This is a genomic window from Blautia sp. AM29-29, from assembly GCF_003480555.1.
Lineage (GTDB): Bacteria > Bacillota > Clostridia > Lachnospirales > Lachnospiraceae > Fusicatenibacter > Fusicatenibacter saccharivorans.
In genome coordinates, this window is the sequence record NZ_QUJD01000020.1 from 1 (window position 1) to 19,325 (window position 19,325).

The 19,325-nt window shown below is 48.9% G+C and carries 14 protein-coding genes and 3 tRNA genes; 14 read left to right on the forward strand and 3 right to left on the reverse strand.

Going from position 1 to position 19,325, the window contains the following annotated elements:
* The first annotated feature begins 243 nt into the window (after positions 1–243).
* The 11 genes from DW769_RS13490 to pepT all read left to right on the forward strand — a co-directional run bounded on the left by DW769_RS13490 (position 244) and on the right by pepT (position 13,584).
* Positions 244–942 (forward strand): ABC transporter ATP-binding protein, encoded by a 699-nt coding sequence (locus DW769_RS13490; RefSeq protein WP_118750498.1) that lies wholly within the window; start codon positions 244–246, stop codon positions 940–942.
* 14 nt (positions 943–956) lie between these two features.
* Positions 957–3,287 carry an ABC transporter permease gene (locus DW769_RS13495; RefSeq protein ID WP_118750499.1) on the forward strand — a complete coding sequence of 777 codons (2,331 nt, stop codon included), beginning with the start codon at positions 957–959 and terminating at the stop codon, positions 3,285–3,287.
* Positions 3,288–3,498: 211 nt separating this feature from the next.
* A complete protein-coding gene (locus DW769_RS13505; protein ID WP_118750500.1) occupies positions 3,499–4,827 on the forward strand; it encodes an MATE family efflux transporter in 1,329 nt (442 codons plus the stop codon).
* Positions 4,828–4,976: 149 nt separating this feature from the next.
* A complete protein-coding gene (locus DW769_RS13510; protein ID WP_022462401.1) occupies positions 4,977–5,675 on the forward strand; it encodes a response regulator transcription factor in 699 nt (232 codons plus the stop codon).
* Entirely contained in the window at positions 5,665–6,798 is a 1,134-nt protein-coding gene (locus tag DW769_RS13515) for a sensor histidine kinase (RefSeq protein WP_055228565.1), read from the forward strand. The genes DW769_RS13510 and DW769_RS13515 overlap by 11 nt, the downstream gene beginning before the upstream one ends.
* The gene (locus tag DW769_RS13520) at positions 6,795–9,341 is read left to right on the forward strand and encodes a hypothetical protein (protein WP_117510227.1); all 2,547 of its coding nucleotides are present in this window, start codon (positions 6,795–6,797) and stop codon (positions 9,339–9,341) included. The genes DW769_RS13515 and DW769_RS13520 overlap by 4 nt, the downstream gene beginning before the upstream one ends.
* Positions 9,328–10,293: an ABC transporter ATP-binding protein gene (locus DW769_RS13525; protein ID WP_118750512.1), complete on the forward strand. Its 966-nt coding sequence runs from the start codon at positions 9,328–9,330 to the stop codon at positions 10,291–10,293. Before DW769_RS13520 ends, DW769_RS13525 begins: the two co-directional genes overlap by 14 nt.
* A 14-nt stretch (positions 10,294–10,307) precedes the next feature.
* Entirely contained in the window at positions 10,308–11,183 is an 876-nt protein-coding gene (locus tag DW769_RS13530; RefSeq protein ID WP_055217680.1) for an ABC transporter permease, read from the forward strand.
* Between the two features lie 17 nt (positions 11,184–11,200).
* Positions 11,201–11,959, forward strand: coding sequence for an arginase family protein (locus tag DW769_RS13535; RefSeq protein WP_117802460.1), 759 nt, complete (start codon positions 11,201–11,203; stop codon positions 11,957–11,959).
* 79 nt (positions 11,960–12,038) lie between these two features.
* Positions 12,039–12,350: a metal-sensing transcriptional repressor gene (locus DW769_RS13540; protein ID WP_022463104.1), complete on the forward strand. Its 312-nt coding sequence runs from the start codon at positions 12,039–12,041 to the stop codon at positions 12,348–12,350.
* A gap of 16 nt (positions 12,351–12,366) precedes the next feature.
* Positions 12,367–13,584, forward strand: coding sequence for a peptidase T (pepT, locus tag DW769_RS13545; RefSeq protein ID WP_118750501.1), 1,218 nt, complete (start codon positions 12,367–12,369; stop codon positions 13,582–13,584).
* Positions 13,585–13,702: 118 nt separating this feature from the next.
* Here the strand turns inward: pepT and DW769_RS13550 are convergent.
* The 3 genes from DW769_RS13550 to DW769_RS13560 form a co-directional block, all read right to left on the reverse strand.
* Positions 13,703–13,774 (reverse strand) — tRNA-Glu (locus DW769_RS13550).
* Positions 13,775–13,826: 52 nt separating this feature from the next.
* Positions 13,827–13,898: transfer RNA gene (locus DW769_RS13555), tRNA-Glu, on the reverse strand.
* A 52-nt stretch (positions 13,899–13,950) separates the two neighbouring features.
* Positions 13,951–14,022: transfer RNA gene (locus DW769_RS13560), tRNA-Glu, on the reverse strand.
* Between the two features lie 206 nt (positions 14,023–14,228).
* On the opposite strand from DW769_RS13560, the gene DW769_RS13565 reads away from it, so the two are divergent.
* The 3 genes from DW769_RS13565 to DW769_RS13575 all read left to right on the forward strand — a co-directional run bounded on the left by DW769_RS13565 (position 14,229) and on the right by DW769_RS13575 (position 19,212).
* The gene (locus DW769_RS13565) at positions 14,229–14,891 is read left to right on the forward strand and encodes an HAD family hydrolase (protein ID WP_117805359.1); all 663 of its coding nucleotides are present in this window, start codon (positions 14,229–14,231) and stop codon (positions 14,889–14,891) included.
* Between the two features lie 121 nt (positions 14,892–15,012).
* Complete coding sequence (locus tag DW769_RS13570; protein WP_117805360.1) at positions 15,013–16,938, forward strand: DNA gyrase/topoisomerase IV subunit B; 1,926 nt, start codon at positions 15,013–15,015, stop codon at positions 16,936–16,938.
* An 18-nt stretch (positions 16,939–16,956) separates the two neighbouring features.
* Positions 16,957–19,212 (forward strand): DNA gyrase/topoisomerase IV subunit A, encoded by a 2,256-nt coding sequence (locus DW769_RS13575; RefSeq protein ID WP_117761589.1) that lies wholly within the window; start codon positions 16,957–16,959, stop codon positions 19,210–19,212.
* The last annotated feature ends 113 nt before the right edge of the window (positions 19,213–19,325 follow it).

A 19,325-nucleotide genomic window follows, 5' to 3' on the forward strand; every position in this document is an offset into this window, starting at 1 on the left:
GTTCACAAGATGGAATGATAGATGTGTAGTGTATGCGGTTTTGAAGGTATATCGGAAAAGCCATCGGAGAGATCCGATAGCTTTTTGCTGTTAAAAAATAAAAGAAAGAGCGCTGTTAATGAGAAAAAATACTCATTAATAGCGCTTTTCATTTCACAGAAAAAGCAGTATTATGGGGTTAGAAGAGTCTAACGCAAAACAGACTCTTACACACTCAGGAAAAAAGATGCAGGGAGGAAAGTTATGTTTCTTGAGATTAATAACCTGAAGAAGAGTTTTGGAACCGGTGAAAGCCGTGTGGAGGTCTTAAAGGGAATCCAGTTTTCTGTGGAAAAAGGTGAAATCTGTGTTCTCCTCGGTCCATCCGGTTCCGGTAAATCGACACTGTTGAATATTATCGGCGGAATCGACGAGGCGGACAGCGGTTCGATCGTGATTGAAGGCGAAAAAATTGAGGATATGAATGAAAAAACGCTGACACGGTACAGACGAAAACATTTAGGATACGTTTTCCAGATGTACAATCTGATTCCAAACCTGACGGTAAAAGAAAATATGGAAGTCGGCGCATACTTAAGCGATCATCCGCTCGACATCAACGATCTGTTAAAGACACTGGGGCTCTATGACCACCGCGACAAGCTGCCGAACCAGCTCTCTGGCGGTCAGCAGCAGCGTACTTCAATCGGAAGAGCTATCATCAAAAATCCAAGCATTCTGCTCTGTGATGAGCCGACAGGTGCACTCGATTACCATACTTCAAAAGAAATTTTGAAGCTGATCGGGGACGTCAATCAGAAGTACGGCAACACCGTCATCATGGTAACACACAATGATGCGATCAAAAACATGGCGGACCGCGTGATTCGTCTGCGCGACGGCCAGATCCGTAAAAACTACGTCAATGAGACCAAAATCGCCGCCGGCGATCTGGACTGGTAAAGCGGGGTGGAAGTATGAAAAATCCATTACGAAAACGCCTGCTGCGGGAACTGAAGAACGATATTGGAAAATATCTCGTTATTTTTCTGTTTATGACGGCGACGATTGGCTTTGTGTCCGGTTTTCTCGTTGCGGATGAGAGCATGCTGTATGCTTACGATGAAAGCTTTGAAAAATACAACGTGGAAAACGGAAATTTTACAACAGAACAGAAGCTCACCGACAACCAGAGAACACGGCTGGAAAAAGAGAAGGTAACGATTTACGAGAATTTCTATAAAGACGAAGATGCCGACACGGATCTGGATTCGGAACCAGAGAGCACGATCCGTCTTTTTAAAAACAGAACAGAGGTCAATCTGGTCTGCCTGATGAAAGGCGAAATGCCGCAGCAGAAGGATGAAATTGCAATTGACCGTATGTATGCGGACAATAATGACCTGCAGGTCGGTGATGTGATCTCGGTTGATAAAAAAGAACTGACGGTTACCGGTCTTGTGGCACTTTCAGATTACAGTGCGCTGTTCAGCAATTCGAGTGACATGATGTTCGATGCGGTTAAATTCGGCGTGGGAATCATGACCGAAGAAGGGTATGATGCCATTACCGATGACCATATCAAATACTGCTATTCCTGGAAATACGATACGGAACCGAAAGATGAAAACGAGGAAAAAGAATGGTCCGATGATTTCGTCGAGGTTCTGGCGGCTCATTCCTCGCTGACGGGTTATCTGCCGCGCTACGGCAATCAGGCAATCAAATTTACCGGCGACGATATGGGCGGTGACAAGGTGATGGTGGAGGTACTGCTGTACATCCTGATTGCCATCATGGCGTTCATTTTTGCAGTTACGACAAACAATACGATTGTAAAAGAAGCGTCGGTGATCGGAACGCTGCGCGCATCCGGCTATACGAGACGGGAACTTCTGCTGCATTATCTGTCCCTGCCGGTACTGATTACGATTTTGTCGGCGGTGATTGGAAATATTCTGGGATACACCGTGTTTAAAGATATCTGCGCCGGTATGTATTATGGAAGCTACAGTCTGCCGACATATCAGACGCGGTGGAATGCCAATGCATTTCTGCTCACGACCGTAATTCCGGCAATTCTGATGTTTGTGATCAACGCGGTGCTGATTTCCGGCCGTCTGCGTCTGTCACCGCTGCGTTTTCTGCGCCACGATTTTGCAAAGAAAGGAAAAAGCCATGCGGTGCGTCTTCCGAACTTCCGGTTCTTCTCGCGGTTTCGTCTGCGGATCCTGCTGCAGAACAAATCGAGTTACTTTACCCTGTTTCTCGGTATCGTATTTGCCAATATTCTGTTGCTGTTCGGTATGATGATGAAACCGCTGCTGTCACATTACCAGACGGAGGCGGTGGAAAATATGCTGGCAGATTACCAGTATATTTTAAATGTCCCGGATCCGATCGATGAGGATGATGAGTACACGCTGATGGGAATTGTGCAGAAACTTCTGACGCCGTCGCTGAAGACAAATACGGAAGGCGTGGAAACGTTTGCTCTTACATCGCTGAAAAATATTCCGAAAAACCGGGAGGGCGAGAGCATTTCGGTATATGGAATTCAGAAAGACAGCAAATATGTTTCCGCTGAACTGTTTGAGGACGGCGTGACGATTTCCGACGGTTATGCCGAAAAATATGGAATGAAAGTCGGTGATACGCTGGAACTAAAAGAGCCGTATGAGGACAAAACGTACAGCTTTGAGGTAAAAAGCATTTATGCCTACCCGGGAGCCCTTGCGGTATTTCTGCCGATGGATGTCTTCTGCGAGAAATTCGATCATCCAGAGGACTACTTTAACGGCTATTTCTCCAACGAGCCGATCACGGACCTGGAGGAATCGTATATCGCGACGAAAATTACGGAAGATGATATGACAAAGATTTCACGGCAGCTCAATGTGTCGATGGGAGAAATGTTCCAGCTGATCAATGTTTTCTCGATTGTACTGTTCATGCTGCTGATTTATCTGCTGACGAAGCTGATCGTCGAGAAGAATACGACTTCGATTTCGATGGTAAAGATTCTCGGCTACGAGAACAGGGAAATTTTGAGTCTGTATCTGACGGCGACAACCTGGGTTGTGATCGTCTCAATCGGTGTCAGCCTGATCATTGCCTCCGCGCTGATCCGCCAGATTTATGTCATTATGCTTTCCGAGTACAGCGGCTGGCTGACATACTATATTGATCCGGCAATTTACGGAAAAATGTATCTGATGGGCCTTGCGGCGTATGCTGTTATCGCTGTGCTGCAGTTCCGCCACATCCAAAAGATTCCGATGGACGAGGCACTGAAAAATGTAGAATAAAAAAAGTTACAGGAGAAATCTTGACAAGCCCGGGCAAAGTGTGGTATATTGCTCTCAAACTTGGTGTGGATTTTTCAACTTGTAATAAAGTTCTTTTCGCCACGCAATTATCGAAAGCAGATAATTGCGTGGCTTTTTTTGTGGGCAATGAAGCAAAGTCCGTGCCTGCACGTAAGCCCACCAACAGAAAAGATCACAAATGGAGGTAATAATGAACGAAAACTTTATGAAAGAAAAGCCAGTATTTCTACTGCTGGTTTCGATGGCGCTTCCAATGGTAATCTCGATGCTGGTCAATTCCTTATATAACATTGTGGACAGCTTCTTTGTCGCACAGATCAGCGAAGATGCCATGACGGCGCTCTCCCTGGTTTATCCGGTACAGAATTTTGTAAATGCCGTTGCCATCGGTTTTGGAATCGGACTGAATGCGGTAATTTCGTATTATCTGGGAGCGGGTGACAAAAAGGCAGCCGGCTGTGCTGCAACACAGGGCCTTGCCCTTACCATGCTGCATGCGGTTATTTTAACGATTGGAAGCCTTCTGGTCATCGAGCGTTTCCTGCGGATGTTTTCTTCTTCCGAAACTGTCATCGATCTTGGTGTCCGGTATTCACGGATTATCTTTCTGTTTACCATAGCAATCATGGCAAACCTTTACTTTGAAAAGGTTTTTCAGGCAGTCGGCCGGATGAAAGTGACAATGACCGGTATGATGATCGGCTGTATTGTCAACATCATTCTGGATCCGCTGATTATTTTCGGAATCGGACCGTTTCCGCGTCTTGGAATTGAGGGTGCGGCGCTTGCAACCGGCATCGGTCAGGTGACACCGGTCGTGATTTACTGGATCATTTACAAGATCCGCCCGATTTCGGTCAAAATCCGTCCGGAATATTTAAAAGAAGGAAAAAATCTGGTCGGAAGACTGTACGCGATCGGCGTCCCGGCGATCCTGAACCTGGCGCTGCCGTCTCTTCTGATTTCCGCACTGAATGGAATCCTGGCCGTGTATTCCCAGAGCTACGTTGTCGTGCTCGGCATTTACTACAAGCTGCAGACGTTCATCTATCTGACAGCAAACGGCATTGTACAGGGCATGCGCCCGATTATCGGCTTCAACTACGGCGCAGGCGAGCATAAGCGTGTGCGGAAGATTTATGAGATCACCCTGATTATGTGTGCGGTGATCATGCTTATTGGAACCGGCATCTGCCTTGCCATTCCGGAACAGCTGATCGGACTGTTCAGCAGCAATCCGGAGACCATCCGTCTTGGCGGACAGGCACTGACACGCATCAGCGCGGGCTTTTTGATTTCGGCAGTTTCCATCACATCCTCCGGTGCGCTGGAGGGACTCGGAAAAGGTGGATCTTCCCTGATCATTTCCCTCTGCCGAAATGTCATTGTCATTCTCCCGGCAGCTTACCTGCTGTCCCATCTGGGAGGCGGCGTTTTCGTATGGCACGCCTTCTGGATCACAGAGGTCATTTCCGCAGCGGTTTCTCTTGTGGTATACCGCCGTGCAGTACGAAGATAAAAAATATAAGAAGAAAAGAAAAGCGGCCTCTTGTGGAAGGCGGCTTTTCTTTTTATAATAGATAATACAGACGTAAGAATTAAGTAAAGATTTTTTTGAATATTCATGGTACCATTACGGTAGTTAAAAACAGAGAGGATGGAAACGACGTGGAAGAAACAAATATTTTAGTTGTGGATGATGAAAAAGAAATCGCGGATCTGCTGGAAATTTATCTGATCAGCGATGGATTTCAGGTATTAAAAGCGTACAGTGCAAAAGAGGGACTCCGCATTCTGGAGGAGAAAAAAATCGACCTGGTGCTGCTCGATGTGATGATGCCGGATATGGACGGTATTGCGATGTGCCGCCGCATCCGGGAGACGAACAACATTCCGATCATCATGGTAAGTGCCAAAACGCAGGATATCGACAAGATCGTCGGTCTGTCAACGGGAGCAGACGATTACGTGGCAAAACCGTTCAATCCGCTGGAGCTGATGGCGCGTGTAAAATCCCAGCTCCGCCGCTACCGCGAACTGAATCCGTCGAAGCCGCACGAGCGCCAGGAAGTGATTTCCTTAAAGCATCTGGAAATCAACAAGGTAACCCATCAGGTTGTCTGCTACGGAGAAAGCATCAAGTTGACACCGATTGAATTTGATATTCTGTATCTGCTGGCCTCCAACCCGGGCCGCGTGTTCGGTACAGACGAAATTTTCGAGCGCGTCTGGCATGAAAAATTCTATGAGGCGAACAACACGGTTATGGTACATATCCGCCGTCTGCGCGGAAAAATGAAAGACGACACAAGAGAAGATAAGATTATTACAACAGTCTGGGGAGTGGGATACAAAATTGAAGCCTGATTTTATAAAAAACTTCAGCCAGAGGATGGTCTTTGATCTGATTGTAAGTGCACTTGTCACGGTGCTTGTAGTGACGCTTACCGACGGGATTCTGACCTTTTTCGGCAATGGACTGATGAACATCGGTTACCGGAGCGCCTGGATCGGACCGGGAGGCCTCCGCCCATCGGTGCGGACGATGATTCTGACGGCGGCTGCGCTGCTTTCGTTCTGCCTGACCTTTTATTTCCTGATGCGCGAAACCATCCGATACATTGGGAAGATTCTGGAAAAGGTAAAGGAGATATCAGCAGGGGATTTTGATCATCCGATCGAGGTAAAGGGAAATGACGAGTTTTCTGTGATGGCGGAGAACTTAAATACGATGCAGCAGAATATCAAGGAAATTATGGAACGGGAACGGATCGCGGAGCATACGAAAAACGATCTTGTCTCATCCGTGGCACATGACCTCCGTACGCCGCTGACTTCGATTATCGGCTATCTCGGCTGGGTGCGCACGCGGACGGATCTGGATGAGGAGACGAGAAATCATTATATCGATATTGCCTATCAGAAAGCACTCCGTCTGGAGCAGCTCACGAACGAGCTGTTTGGATTCGTCAAGCTGGAGCACAAAGAGATGCAGCTGCATCTCGGAAAACTTGATCTGGTGCAGCTGATGGAGCAGATGCTCGACGAGATGACGCCGTCTTTTGTGAAAAATGAGCTTCAGGTGGAATTTCTGCATGCGGAACATGCGATTTTTCTCGAGGCGGACGGTGAGCTGCTGGCACGGCTCTTTGGAAATCTGCTGAACAATGCTGTCAAATACGGAAAAGAAGGAAAACAGATCCGCGTCTCAATGGAAAAAGAGGGCGAATATGTGGTCACGCGTGTCATTAACTACGGACGGATCATTCCAAAACAGGAACTGGATCATATTTTCCAGAAATTTTACCGGACAGAGCAGTCGAGGAGCCGCGATACCGGCGGGACGGGACTTGGACTTGCGATTGTACAGCAGATTGCGGAACTGCATCATGGACAGGTGCGGGTAAAAAGTGATCTGCAGGGAACCGTCTTTGAGGTGGAACTGCCGGTCGGAATGCCAAAGGGGAAGAAAGAGGACGAAAAGCGATGAACAGGAAAAGAAGAAGCAAAATCTGCTGTCTGTCCGGTATTTTGCTGCTGATTCTGCTTCTGGCGGGAGTTCAGAGGGTGTCTGCGATGACAACGCGGACAGAACTTTATCAGAACACGCCGTCGGATGGCGGAAGAAGCGGCGGGAAAGAAAAGCAGTTTCTTGCCAACAGCTACGCAGGGGAATACCAGATTGATTTTTCTTATGGATTCGAAGGAAACTATCAGGATGGGAATCACGTACCGATTCGTGTGACAATCACAAATGAGAGCGCTGTTGAATTTGAAGGATACTTTGTTTTTCAGATAAAAAACGCCGCGGAATCGATTTACCGCAGAAACAGTGGAGAAGGCATTCTCTCAAAACTGTTTTTGGGGGTCAAGCGGTCGGGCGACGGAAGAAACAGCCTTTTTACGTACCGTTTTCCAATCTATATTCCGGCGAACGGAACCGTTACAAAGACTTTTTCGGCAGGGCTTCTGGTGGAAAATACGTCTTTTTGTGTCCTGTGCCTGGAGAACAGCCAGAGGGACACGGTGTACAGTCGGGAAGAAACGATTTCGAGTGAAGGCTTCTTCCAGTCCAAGGTGGAAGTCTGCGTTGTGGAAGAAGAAACTAATTACGGGCAGCAGCTGAATGGAGTTACGCTGAACGACGGGATTTATGAGGTGGAAGCTGCATCTGTCCGGGCAGAGGAGCTTGTCGGGCTTGCGGAGTCGTATTCGCCGGATGTGCTGATCCTTCTGGAGCAGTCAAAAGAAGAACTGGATGAGACACTCCAGAAAGAAATTGATCTCTGGCAGGCAGAGGGAGGCCTTCTGATTACCTTTTCGGGAAACGAGACATTTGCGGAAAGCCAGCGCAGTGCGTTTAAAGAAGCGCCGGTAGATTTTCTGAAAAATATTCTGGACGAAGAGACCACCAGCCGCCTTCTGGCAAAACGAAATACGAATTATCAGAAATACTATACGATTTCCGATCTTCTGGAAAACACTAGGATCCGGAACCGTCCGAATACGGTGCTGTACGGCGGCCTGATTCTGGTCTATCTGGTTCTGGCAGGGCCGGGATTGTATTTCTTTTTGAAAAAAACAGGAAAACGTCAGTATCTCTGGGGGGCGATCTGTGCCTGCTCGGCCGTCTTTGTTATGCTGATCAGTCTGTTTGGCCAGAGCACGAGGCTCAAGGCCCCGGTGCTGACGTATGTAAGAGAAATCTGGCAGTACGATACATACCAGAAAGATTACATTAATTTCTGTGCACAGGCGCCGTACAATGCTTCCTATGAGCTGTATCTGGATCCGTCCTACGATCTGGTGACGTACAACCGTATGGACTATATGTCCAACAGCACGGCACAGCCGGAAACGGAGGATGCGGAATATGAAAAGACGGAGATCAGTTTCGGAGAACAGAAAAACAGGGCAGAAATTTCCAATCAGGCTGCATTTGCCCTGAATGAGTTCGGCATGCAGCGGATGGAAACGCTGGACGAAGGCGAAGGACTGAAAGGCACGTTTCATTTCTGGGATCAGAAGATCAGCGGAACCGTGGAAAATAAGACAGGCTATGATCTGGAGAGCTGTGTGATCGCCGTTCCAGGTTACTGTGCCCTCATTGGAGACATCAAAAACGGGGAGACGATCACGCTGGATGGAATAGAAGCGGACAGCGTGCGGGATTTCGGAAATTGGAGTGCGGCAGAAGATCTGCCGGAGATAGAGAAAAATTATCTGGACGGCGTCATCTATAATCACATGCCGAACCGGAGTGACAACTGCCTTTTCTTTGGAAAGCTGGCAGGCAATGACGATACGTTCCAGCTTGACAGCGGATACGAAGCGTATGGAATCTCGTATTACTATCAGGAAGTGTTTGTGGACATGAAAGAGGCCGGCGTTGTGTACTGTCCGTATGCGCAGGAGTACAGCGGATGGGACGGCGGAAACACGGTAAGCTTTGAAATGGGACCGAATTCCGGCGGAATCTCGGAAGAGGAAACAGAAGTAACGTATTATCTGAACGGTGTCTTTGAAAACAACAACATCTGGTGTCTGTATGGAATGTATGCTAAAGGCGTGATGCAGCCGGATTCCGAGGGAATCTATGATCCTGCATTCTGGCCGTATGCGATGACGGCGTTAGAAGATAAGATCCAGGCGGCAGAAACCGGCGGGGGAGGAAAACGGGGAACCATTCTTTCGCTTGCTTTCGAGAAAGCCCGCACGGAGGATGGGACCAAGATCCGGAATTTCAATGGAATCATTGATCTGTACAATTTTCAGACGGGAACGTATGATAAAATTTCCGACTGGGAGATCGATTTTGCGAGTGATCCGGCACTGGAGGCGCAGTATGTGAATGCGGACAACCAGATCCGTGTGCGGTACCGTCTTTCCGAAGAGGAAAAGGGAGAAGAGTATCATGAAAATTATGGATACTATGAGGCACCGAATCTGATCGTAAAGGCGAAAGAGATCCCACCGGAGCAATATCTGGAGAATCTGTTAACGGAGGAGCCAAATGCCGATACTGAAAATTGAGAAACTGACCAAAAAATACGGAAAAACATATGCCCTGAACGGTCTTGATATGGAAGTAAAAAAAGGCGATATTTACGGCTTTGTCGGACCGAATGGTGCGGGAAAAACAACGACGCTGCGCATTATTTCAGGGCTTTTAAAGAGCGACGGCGGCGATCTGTGGCTGGACGGCGTGCGGACGACAAAAAATATTCTGAAGCAGAAAAGCCTGATCGGCTTTGTGCCTGATTTCTTTGGCGTCTATGAAAACTTAAGCGTGATAGAGTATCTGGAATTTTTTGCCGCATCGTATGGAATTTACGGGCGGGCAGGAACTGTCCGTGCGCGGGAAGTGCTGGAGATGGTCGAACTATCGGGAAAAGAGGAGCAGATGGTGGATTCGCTCTCAAGGGGCATACAGCAGCGGCTCTGTCTGGCGCGCGCGATGATCCATAAACCGAAGCTTCTGGTGCTGGACGAACCGAATTCCGGTCTGGATCCGCGTTCAAGAAAGGATTTTCAGCTTCTCCTGCAGCGATTGGCGCGGGAGGATTATACGATTCTGATCAGCTCCCATATTCTTTCGGAATTAGCAGATCTGTGCACCAGCATCGGTGTCATCAACGGAGGTGTCATGGTACAGCAGGGAAAGCTGGAAAACATTATGCTTGCGATCGACAGCTCCAATCCGCTGCGCATCACTGTGCTGAACCAGGTGCCAAAGGCGCTGGAACTATTGCGGCAGAATCCGCAGGTCAGCCGCCTTTCTGTGGATGAAAACAAGATTGCGGCCTGGTTTTCGGGAAGCCGGGAGGAGGAGGCGTATCTGCTGCAGAAACTGGTGGATGCCGGAATCCTTGTGGTTTCATTTGCACGGGAACACAACAGCCTGGAGTCCCTGTTCTTTCATCTGACCGGGGAAACGGAACAGAAGAGCCGAAACACAGAAACGTTCGGAAACACGATCGGATAAGGAGGGAACGAAACGTGCGGTTAAATCCTGTATTTGAAAAAGAAATGAAGCGGAACTCGCGGTCATCGCGGATTTCCTGGATTATTTTTGTCTGCAATCTGCTGCTTGCCGTGGTTGCGTTTGTCTGCTATTTCGGGGAGAGCAGCCAGCTTGGCTATCTGGCACCGGTCAGCTACAGCGTTCCGATGAACTGCTATATTCTGATGACGTATCTTCTGTTTATTCTCGTTGTCCTTTCGGTTCCGGCGGTTGCGGGAGGAAGCATTTCGCTGGAGCGTGAGAAAAAAACGCTGGATGTGCTGCTGACGACGAACCTGAACCCGTGGAGAATCATTACGGGAAAGCTGGAGGCATCGCTTGGCGTTGTTCTGATACTGACGGTTTCGGCACTGCCGGTGCTGTCCCTTGTTGTGGTGTTCGGCGGTATCGGCCTTGGCGGACTGCTTCTGATGGCGGGAGGACTTCTTCTGACCGGAATTTTTGTCGGCAGTATCGGCATTTTCTGTTCGGTTGTTTTTAAGCGGACCACACTGGCGACCGTTCTTTCCTATGTCATTGTCGTTTTTCTGGTCGTAGGAATATGCGCCTGCACGGGGCTTGCCTACTACGCAGGACTGCTGCAGCAGGAGATGACGGCAGCTTATCAGCAGATCGATGTAGGAGGTGTAATTTACCTTCTTCTTTTCAATCCGTTTACCTCGTTTGCGGGGATCATCAGCCGCCAGCTTGGGAATGGAAGAGAGATGGAACAGCTCTGCTATCTGCTTGGAAATTACGGACAGAATCCGCTGATCCATTATCTGCCGGAGGCGAGTGCCGTTCTGCAGCTTCTGATATCAGCCGTTCTTCTTGTGACGGCGGGAAGAAAGCTGAATCCATTAAATAAATAACAGGAGTAAAAGAGAAGATGAAACCATTTTGTTTTAGCCTTTCCGGAATTTATGAGTCCGAAGGATATGCCTGGGAGCAGGCGGGAAAGATCTGGGATCTGAGAGAGCTCCGGGGAACTGACGGTTATCTCGATCCGGAGACGGAGCAGTTTCTGGAAGCGGAACTTGGCCGAAAAAAAGAAACGAAAGAGCTGCCGCGGATCCGCCTTCTGGATTCCGGCAATTATCACTATATGAGCAAATTGCTGCTGGGACTGGAAAAAGAAGATTTGTTTTTAGCCGTATTCGACCACCATACCGATATGCAGCCGCCGGCGCTTCTTCCGGTGCTCTCCTGCGGTTCCTGGATCCGGGATGCTGCCGGGGCGTATCAAAACATCAAAGGAATCTGTGTAATCGGCCCGCCGGAGGCGTCGGTGCGGGAAACGGAAGCGATGGAGCATGTCTGGTTTGTGACACAGGAAGAGCTCGACGACGGAAGCGGAGCGGCGAAGATCAAAGAGGTTTTTGCATCCCATGCGGGAACATTTCCGGTATATCTGTCGGTCGATAAGGACATTCTGTCAAAGGAGGAGCTTGATACGAACTGGGATCAGGGAAATGTGCGTGTGGATGAGCTGCTGTCCCTTGCAAAGGACTGTCTTGCGGGGAGAAAGGTGCTCGCGGTCGATCTCTGCGGAGAGCCGTCGGCGAACGCGCCGGAGGCGGAGTGCAGCGCGGCAAGTCTGGTAAACCAGAAGCTGTACGGCGCGCTTGCGGCAAAAATCGAAGATTGACAAAGCCTGGGCAAAAGAGTATCATAAATTCATACCCAGACGGGGTATATAGAGTGACGGAACACAAGGAGGAAACCTCATGGGTGAATGTTGTACACACTGCAGTGAATGCGACCGGAAAAAAGTGCGGGACGAAAAAGAATACAAAGATCTGATCCACCGTCTTTCGAGAATTGAAGGCCAGGTGCGCGGAATACGGGAAATGGTGGAGAGCGACCGCTACTGCGTCGATATCCTGACCCAGGTATCCGCGATCCAGTCTGCATTAAACAGCTTCAACAAGGTACTGCTTTCCAGCCACATCAAATCCTGCGTTGTGGAGGATATCCGGCAGGGAAAAGAAGGCGCCGTGGATGAGCTCTGCAAAACCATCCAGAAGCTGATGAAATAAGAAGGAGAAGAAGAAAATGAAAGCATATGAAAGATTACTGAATTATGTTAAAGTGCCGACACCGAGCGATGAAAGAAGCGGAACACATCCGTCTTCCGCGTGCCAGAGAGTCCTGGCGGAGCAGCTGGTAAAAGAAATGAAGAAGCTTGGCGTGTCGGATGTCCGCATAGATGAAAAATGCTATGTATATGGAAAGATTCCTGCAACGAAGGGATATGAGAGCAAAACAAAGCTGGGTTTTATCGCCCATATGGATACCGTATCGGATTTTGCGGACCATGCTGTAAACCCGGTGGTTCATGAAAATTATGACGGAAAGGATCTGAAACTGTCTGAAAGCGGCAGAACGCTGGAGACTGCGGTATTTCCGCATCTTGCATCCCTGGCCGGTAAAACGCTGATTACAAGCGATGGAACGACGGTACTCGGTGCAGATGATAAGGCAGGAGTAGCAGAGATTATGACGCTGGCAGAAGCGCTTCTTGCCGGAGAATTTCCACATGGGCAGATTTCCATCGCCTTTACACCGGATGAAGAGATTGGAGAAGGTGCTGACTTCTTCGATGTTCCGGGATTCGATGCAGAATTTGCTTATACCGTAGACGGTGGGGCAGAGGGAGAGATCGAGTTCGAAAACTTTAATGCAGCCGGTGCAAAATTTACCGTGACCGGATTTAATGTTCACCCGGGCAGTGCGAAAGATACGATGATTAATGCGATTGCTGTAGCGAGCGAGATTCAGTCTCTCCTGCCGGAAGCAGAGTCTCCGAGAAACACAGACGGATACGAAGGCTTCTATCACCTGACCGGAATGAGCGGTGATGTAGCACATGCCGAGTCGGAATATATCATCCGTGATCACGATGCAGAGAAGTTTGCAGCAAAAGAAGAGAATCTGCGCCGGATTGAAGAAGAGATGAATGAAAAATACGGGGCAGGAACCGTAAAGCTGGAGATCAAAGAGCAGTACCGCAATATGTCCGAGAAGATTCGTCCCTGCTACCATCTGATTGAAAATGCAGAAGAGGCAGCCAGAAGAGCCGGCATGGAGCCAATCATTCTTCCGATCCGCGGCGGTACAGACGGTGCGCGCTTAAGCTTCATGGGTCTGCCGTGCCCGAACCTTGGAACCGGTGGATATGCGTATCATGGACCGTATGAGCACATTACCGTCGAGGGAATGGAACTGGCGGTGGCAATGCTGAAAGAGCTGGTTAAGATTTACGCAGAGTGAAGCTGAAAAGAATAGAGAATGATAAAATAAAAAGTCCGACAGGAAAGCTGCCGGGCTTTTTCAAATAGACAGGATGCAAAGCAACAAAAAACGGAGCCGCACAGGCTCCGCTTCAAAACAGTTCGTAGGGGAATCGAACCCCTGTTTTCGCCGTGAGAGGGCGACGTCTTAGCCTCTTGACCAACGAACCGTATGATATAGAACAGAATTTTTAAAGAGAAGGGATTCTGCAAAACCTTCAGCAGTTCGTAGGGGAATCGAACCCCTGTTTTCGCCGTGAGAGGGCGACGTCTTAGCCTCTTGACCAACGAACCGTATGATATAGAACAGAATTTTTAAAGAGAAGGGATTCTGCAAAACCTTCAGCAGTTCGTAGGGGAATCGAACCCCTGTTTTCGCCGTGAGAGGGCGACGTCTTAGCCTCTTGACCAACGAACCGTACTCGCTTATAATACACGATGTCTGGAGAAAATGCAAGTGTTTTTTTGAAAAAAATTTAAAAAATTTCAAAAAGTAGCGAAATTCGCATTTTACTTGCATTTTTTGCCAGTTATGGTATGATAAAACAAACAAATGTTCTAAGAAAAACAGAAATACGTTCTAAAAAGAAAGAAAAAAGATTAGAATAGAGAAGGAGAAGACAAATGAAACAGTACAAAGGAGCCATTTTTGATCTGGACGGAACACTGCTCGACTCGATGTGGGTCTGGGATGACATCGATGTTGCATTTTTAAAGAAGAGAGGACTTGAGGTTCCGCCGGATTATCAGGAGGCGATTACACCGCTCGGCTTTCTGGAGGCTGCCCGCTACACGATCAGACGGTTCGGCTTTCCGGAAACGCCGGAAGAGCTGATTCAGGAGTGGCATCAGATGGCGGTCGACGCCTATACGTATGAAGTGGAGTTAAAAGACGGGGCAGCAGAATATCTCCGCTATTTAAAAGAAAAAGGAATCCGCATGGCGGTTGCTACCTCATCGAGCCCGGAGCTGTATGAGCCGGCCTTAAAGAGAAATGGGATTTATGAGTGTTTTAAAGCATTTGTCACCGTCTCGGAAGTAAAGCGCGGCAAGGGCTTTCCGGATATCTACGAGAAAGCGGCTGAAAAGCTGTCTCTTCCGCCGGAAACGTGTGTGGTATATGAAGATATCCTAGCGGGAATCCGCGGCGCCAAAATGGGCGGATTTGCGGCTGTGGGCGTGTATGACAGAAGCGGGGAAGGAAACCGCGCAAAGATGGAGCAGGAAGCAGACCGCTACGTGACTTCTTTTAAGGAGCTGATGAACGGAGGAGATTCTTTCTTCTAAAGAAAATCTTGCTATTCCGGGAAGAAAAATGATATAATAAAATACTGTGCCCCAAAAGGGGACAGACAGAAGTATTTTTAAGAGAAAAAGACAGTAACACATAAGTGAGGATAGAACAGTTATGCCAAAAAAAGAAACGTATGATGCCAGCAGTATTTCCGTGCTGGAAGGTCTCGAAGCAGTGCGTAAGCGCCCTGGTATGTATATCGGAAGTACCTCGCGGAAAGGCCTGAATCATCTGATTTATGAAATTGTAGACAATGCGGTGGACGAGCATCTTGCGGGCTACTGCGACACCATTCACGTAACACTTGAAGCAGACGGCTCGGCGACCGTGACCGACAACGGCCGCGGAATCCCGGTCGGCATGCATGAAAAAGGCGTTCCGGCGGAGCGTCTCGTTTTTACAACCCTGCACGCCGGCGGTAAATTCGACAACAATGCGTACAAGACAAGCGGCGGTCTGCACGGTGTCGGTTCTTCGGTTGTCAATGCGCTTTCCACCTATCTTGACGTACAGGTCAGCCTCGGCGGCTGGGTTTACCACGACCGCTACGAACGAGGTGTTGCCGTACAGGAACTCGATGAGGATGGGCTGCTGCCGAAGATCGGAAAAACGAAGAACAGCGGAACCCGCATCAACTTCCTGCCGGATCCGGAAATCTTTGAGAAAACGCGTTTTTCCGCAACAGAGGTCAAAAGCCGTCTCCATGAGACTGCATATCTGAACCCGGCGCTTACCATTTATTTTTCCGATCTGCGCGATGGAAAAGAGGAGCACCTGACGTATCACGAGCCGGATGGCATTGTTGGTTTTGTGCGCGATCTGAATAAGAACAAAGAGGCAATCCACGATCCGATTTATTTCAAAGGGGAATCTGAGGGCATTACCGTAGAATGTGCGTTCCAGTATATCAACGAATTCCAGGAAAACGTGCTCGGCTTCTGTAATAATATCTACAACGCTGAGGGCGGTACCCATATTTCCGGTTTCAAATCGACCTTTACGACGATTATGAACAGCTATGCCAGAGAGATCGGTGTCTTAAAAGAAAAAGACAATAACTTTACGGGATCGGATATCCGAAACGGTATGACCGCTGTTATTTCGATCAAGCACCCGGATCCGCGGTTCGAGGGCCAGACAAAAACGAAGCTGGACAACCCGGATGCGGCAAAGGCCGCCGGAAAAGTAACGGGCGAGGAGATTCCGCTGTATTTCGACCGCAATCTCGAAGTGCTGAAAAATGTTCTTGCCTGCGCTGAGCGATCTGCCAAAATCCGTAGAAGCGAAGAAAAAGCCAAGACAAATATGCTGACCAAGCAGAAATATTCGTTTGATACGAACGGCAAACTGGCAAACTGCGAGAAAAAGGATCCGTCGCTGTGCGAGATCTTTATCGTCGAGGGAGATTCTGCGGGTGGTTCCGCAAAGACGGCGCGTGACCGTAATTTCCAGGCGATTCTGCCGATCCGCGGTAAGATTCTGAACGTAGAGAAGGCTTCTATTGATAAAGTTCTGGCAAATGCCGAGATCAAATCCATGATCAATGCATTCGGCTGCGGCTTTTCCGAGGGTTACGGCAACGACTTCGATATCACAAAGCTCCGTTACGATAAAATTATCATCATGGCAGATGCCGATGTCGACGGTGCGCATATTTCAACGCTGCTGCTGACACTGTTCTACCGTTTCATGCCGGAGCTGATCTACGAGGGACATGTCTATATCGCGATGCCGCCTCTTTACAAGGCAATGCCGTCCCGCGGAAAAGAAGAGTATCTGTACGACGACAAAGCACTGGAAAAATACAGAAAGACACACAAAGAAAAATTTACGCTGCAGCGCTACAAAGGTCTTGGCGAGATGGACCCGGAGCAGCTCTGGGAGACGACACTGAATCCGGAGACGAGACTTTTGAAGCGTGTGGAGATCGAGGATGCCCGTATGGCCTCCGATGTGACGGAAGTACTGATGGGAACCGAGGTTCCGCCGCGGAAAGCATTTATTTATGAGCATGCAACCGATGCAGAGCTGGATATTTAACAGGAAGGACAAAGGAAGATGAAAGAAAAATCAGAAGATCAGATTATACGGACCGAATATTCTGAGGTCATGCAGAAATCTTATATTGATTATGCGATGAGCGTCATCATTTCCCGAGCGCTTCCGGACGTGCGGGACGGTTTAAAGCCGGTACAGCGCCGTACTCTGTATGACATGTATGAGCTCGGCATCCAGTACGACAAGCCGTTCCGAAAGTGCGCGCGTATCGTCGGCGATACGATGGGTAAATACCATCCGCACGGCGACAGTTCCATTTACGATGCTCTTGTCGTAATGGCACAGGATTTCAAAAAAGGGCAGCCGCTTGTGGACGGTCACGGAAACTTCGGGTCGATTGAGGGTGACGGTGCCGCTGCAATGCGATATACCGAGGCGAGACTGCAGAAAATTACACAGGAGGTCTATTTAAAGGATCTCGACAAAGACGTTGTCGATTTCGTACCGAACTTCGACGAGACGGAAAAAGAGCCGTCTGTTCTGCCGGTGCGCGTGCCGAACCTTCTGTTGAATGGCGCAGACGGTATCGCTGTCGGTATGGCAACAAGCATTCCGCCGCACAACCTGTGTGAGATTGTGGATGCGGTCAAGGCCTACATGAAAAACAACGACATCACCGTTAAAGGTCTGATGAAATACATCAAAGGACCGGATTTCCCGACCGGCGGTATTGTCGTCAATCAGGATGACCTGCTGTCGATCTACGAAAAAGGTGTCGGAAAGATTAAAATCCGCGGAAAAGTGGAAGTGGAGAAAGGCAGAAACGGAAAGCAGTATCTTGTGATCACCGAAATTCCGTACCCGATGATCGGTGCGAACATCGGAAAGTTCCTGAACGATGTGGCGGGGCTTGTGGAGAGCAAGAAAGCGCCGGAAATCGTCGACATTTCCAACCAGTCCTCGAAAGAAGGAACACGCATCGTGCTCGAACTGAAAAAAGGCGCAGATGTGGAGCGGATCACGAATCTGCTGTACAAGAAAACACGTCTGGAAGATACGTTCGGTGTCAACATGCTCGCCGTGGCAGATGGAAGACCGGAGACGTTAAGCCTTAAACAGGTGATCGAGCATCACGTTGATTTCCAGTTTGAAGTGGCAACCCGCAAATACCAGAACCTTCTCCGCAAAGAGATGGAGCGCCGCGAGGTGCAGGAAGGTCTGATCAAGGCATGCGATGTGATCGATCTGATCATTGAGATCCTGCGCGGAAGCAAGACACAGAAGCAGGTCAAAGAGTGTCTGATTATGGGTGTGACCGATGGTATCCGCTTCAAATCAAAGTCAAGTGAGCGTATGGCAGCACAGCTCTGCTTTACGGAACGCCAGGCAACGGCGATTCTGGAGATGCGTCTGCAGAAACTGATCGGACTGGAAGTGGAAGCACTCTTAAAAGATCATGAGGCGACTGTGGCGAAGATTACGAAGTACGAGGATATCTTAAATCATTACGACTCGATGTCGGAAGTTATTATGGAAGATCTGACGCAGATAAAAAAAGAGTACGGCCACAAGCGGAAAACGGCGATTGAAAATGCTGAGGCGATTGTTCTTGAGGAGCCGAAGGTCGAGGAGATGGATGTTGTCTTCCTGATGGACCGCTTCGGTTATGCGAAGACGATCGATACGTCTGCTTACGAGCGGAACAAAGAGGCTGTGCACAACGAGAACAAATATGTGTTCCAGTGCAAAAACACCGATAAGATCTGCGTCTTTACGGATCTTGGCATGATGCACAGCATCAAAGTAATGGACATCCCGTATGGAAGATTCCGTGACAAGGGAACGCCGATCGACAACCTTGGAAATTACAGCAGCCAGAAGGAGCAGATGATTTACGTCGATGCACTGGAAAATATCAAGAACAATAAGCTGCTGTTCGTCAGCGCGGCCGGTATGGTAAAACTTGTCGATGGATCCGAGTTTGATGTCGTAAAACGAACGATCGCGGCGACGAAGCTTTCATCCGAGGAGGACCGTCTGATTCTTGCCGAGGTCTGCCAGGAGCAGGAGTATGTGGTTCTGCAGACGAAAAACGGTGTCTTCCTGCGCTTCCTTACGAGTGAAGTGCCGGAGAAGAAAAAAGCAGCCGTTGGTGTGCGTGGTATCCGTATGGCAGAGGACGACGCGGTAGAGCATGCGTATCTGCTGGCAAGCCGGATGGATTACACGATCACGTATCACGACAAAGAGATTTCTCTGACAGCGAAGATTAAGCTGGCAAAACGAGACACCAAGGGAACAAAGATCCGGGTATAACGCAGAGTTTTGTTTATAACCATGAGAAGCACGCTCCGCGGGTTTTTCGAGAGATCACTTGGCAATAAAAGGACACCTGCCCGATACCAGAACGGTACGGGGCAGGTGTCCTT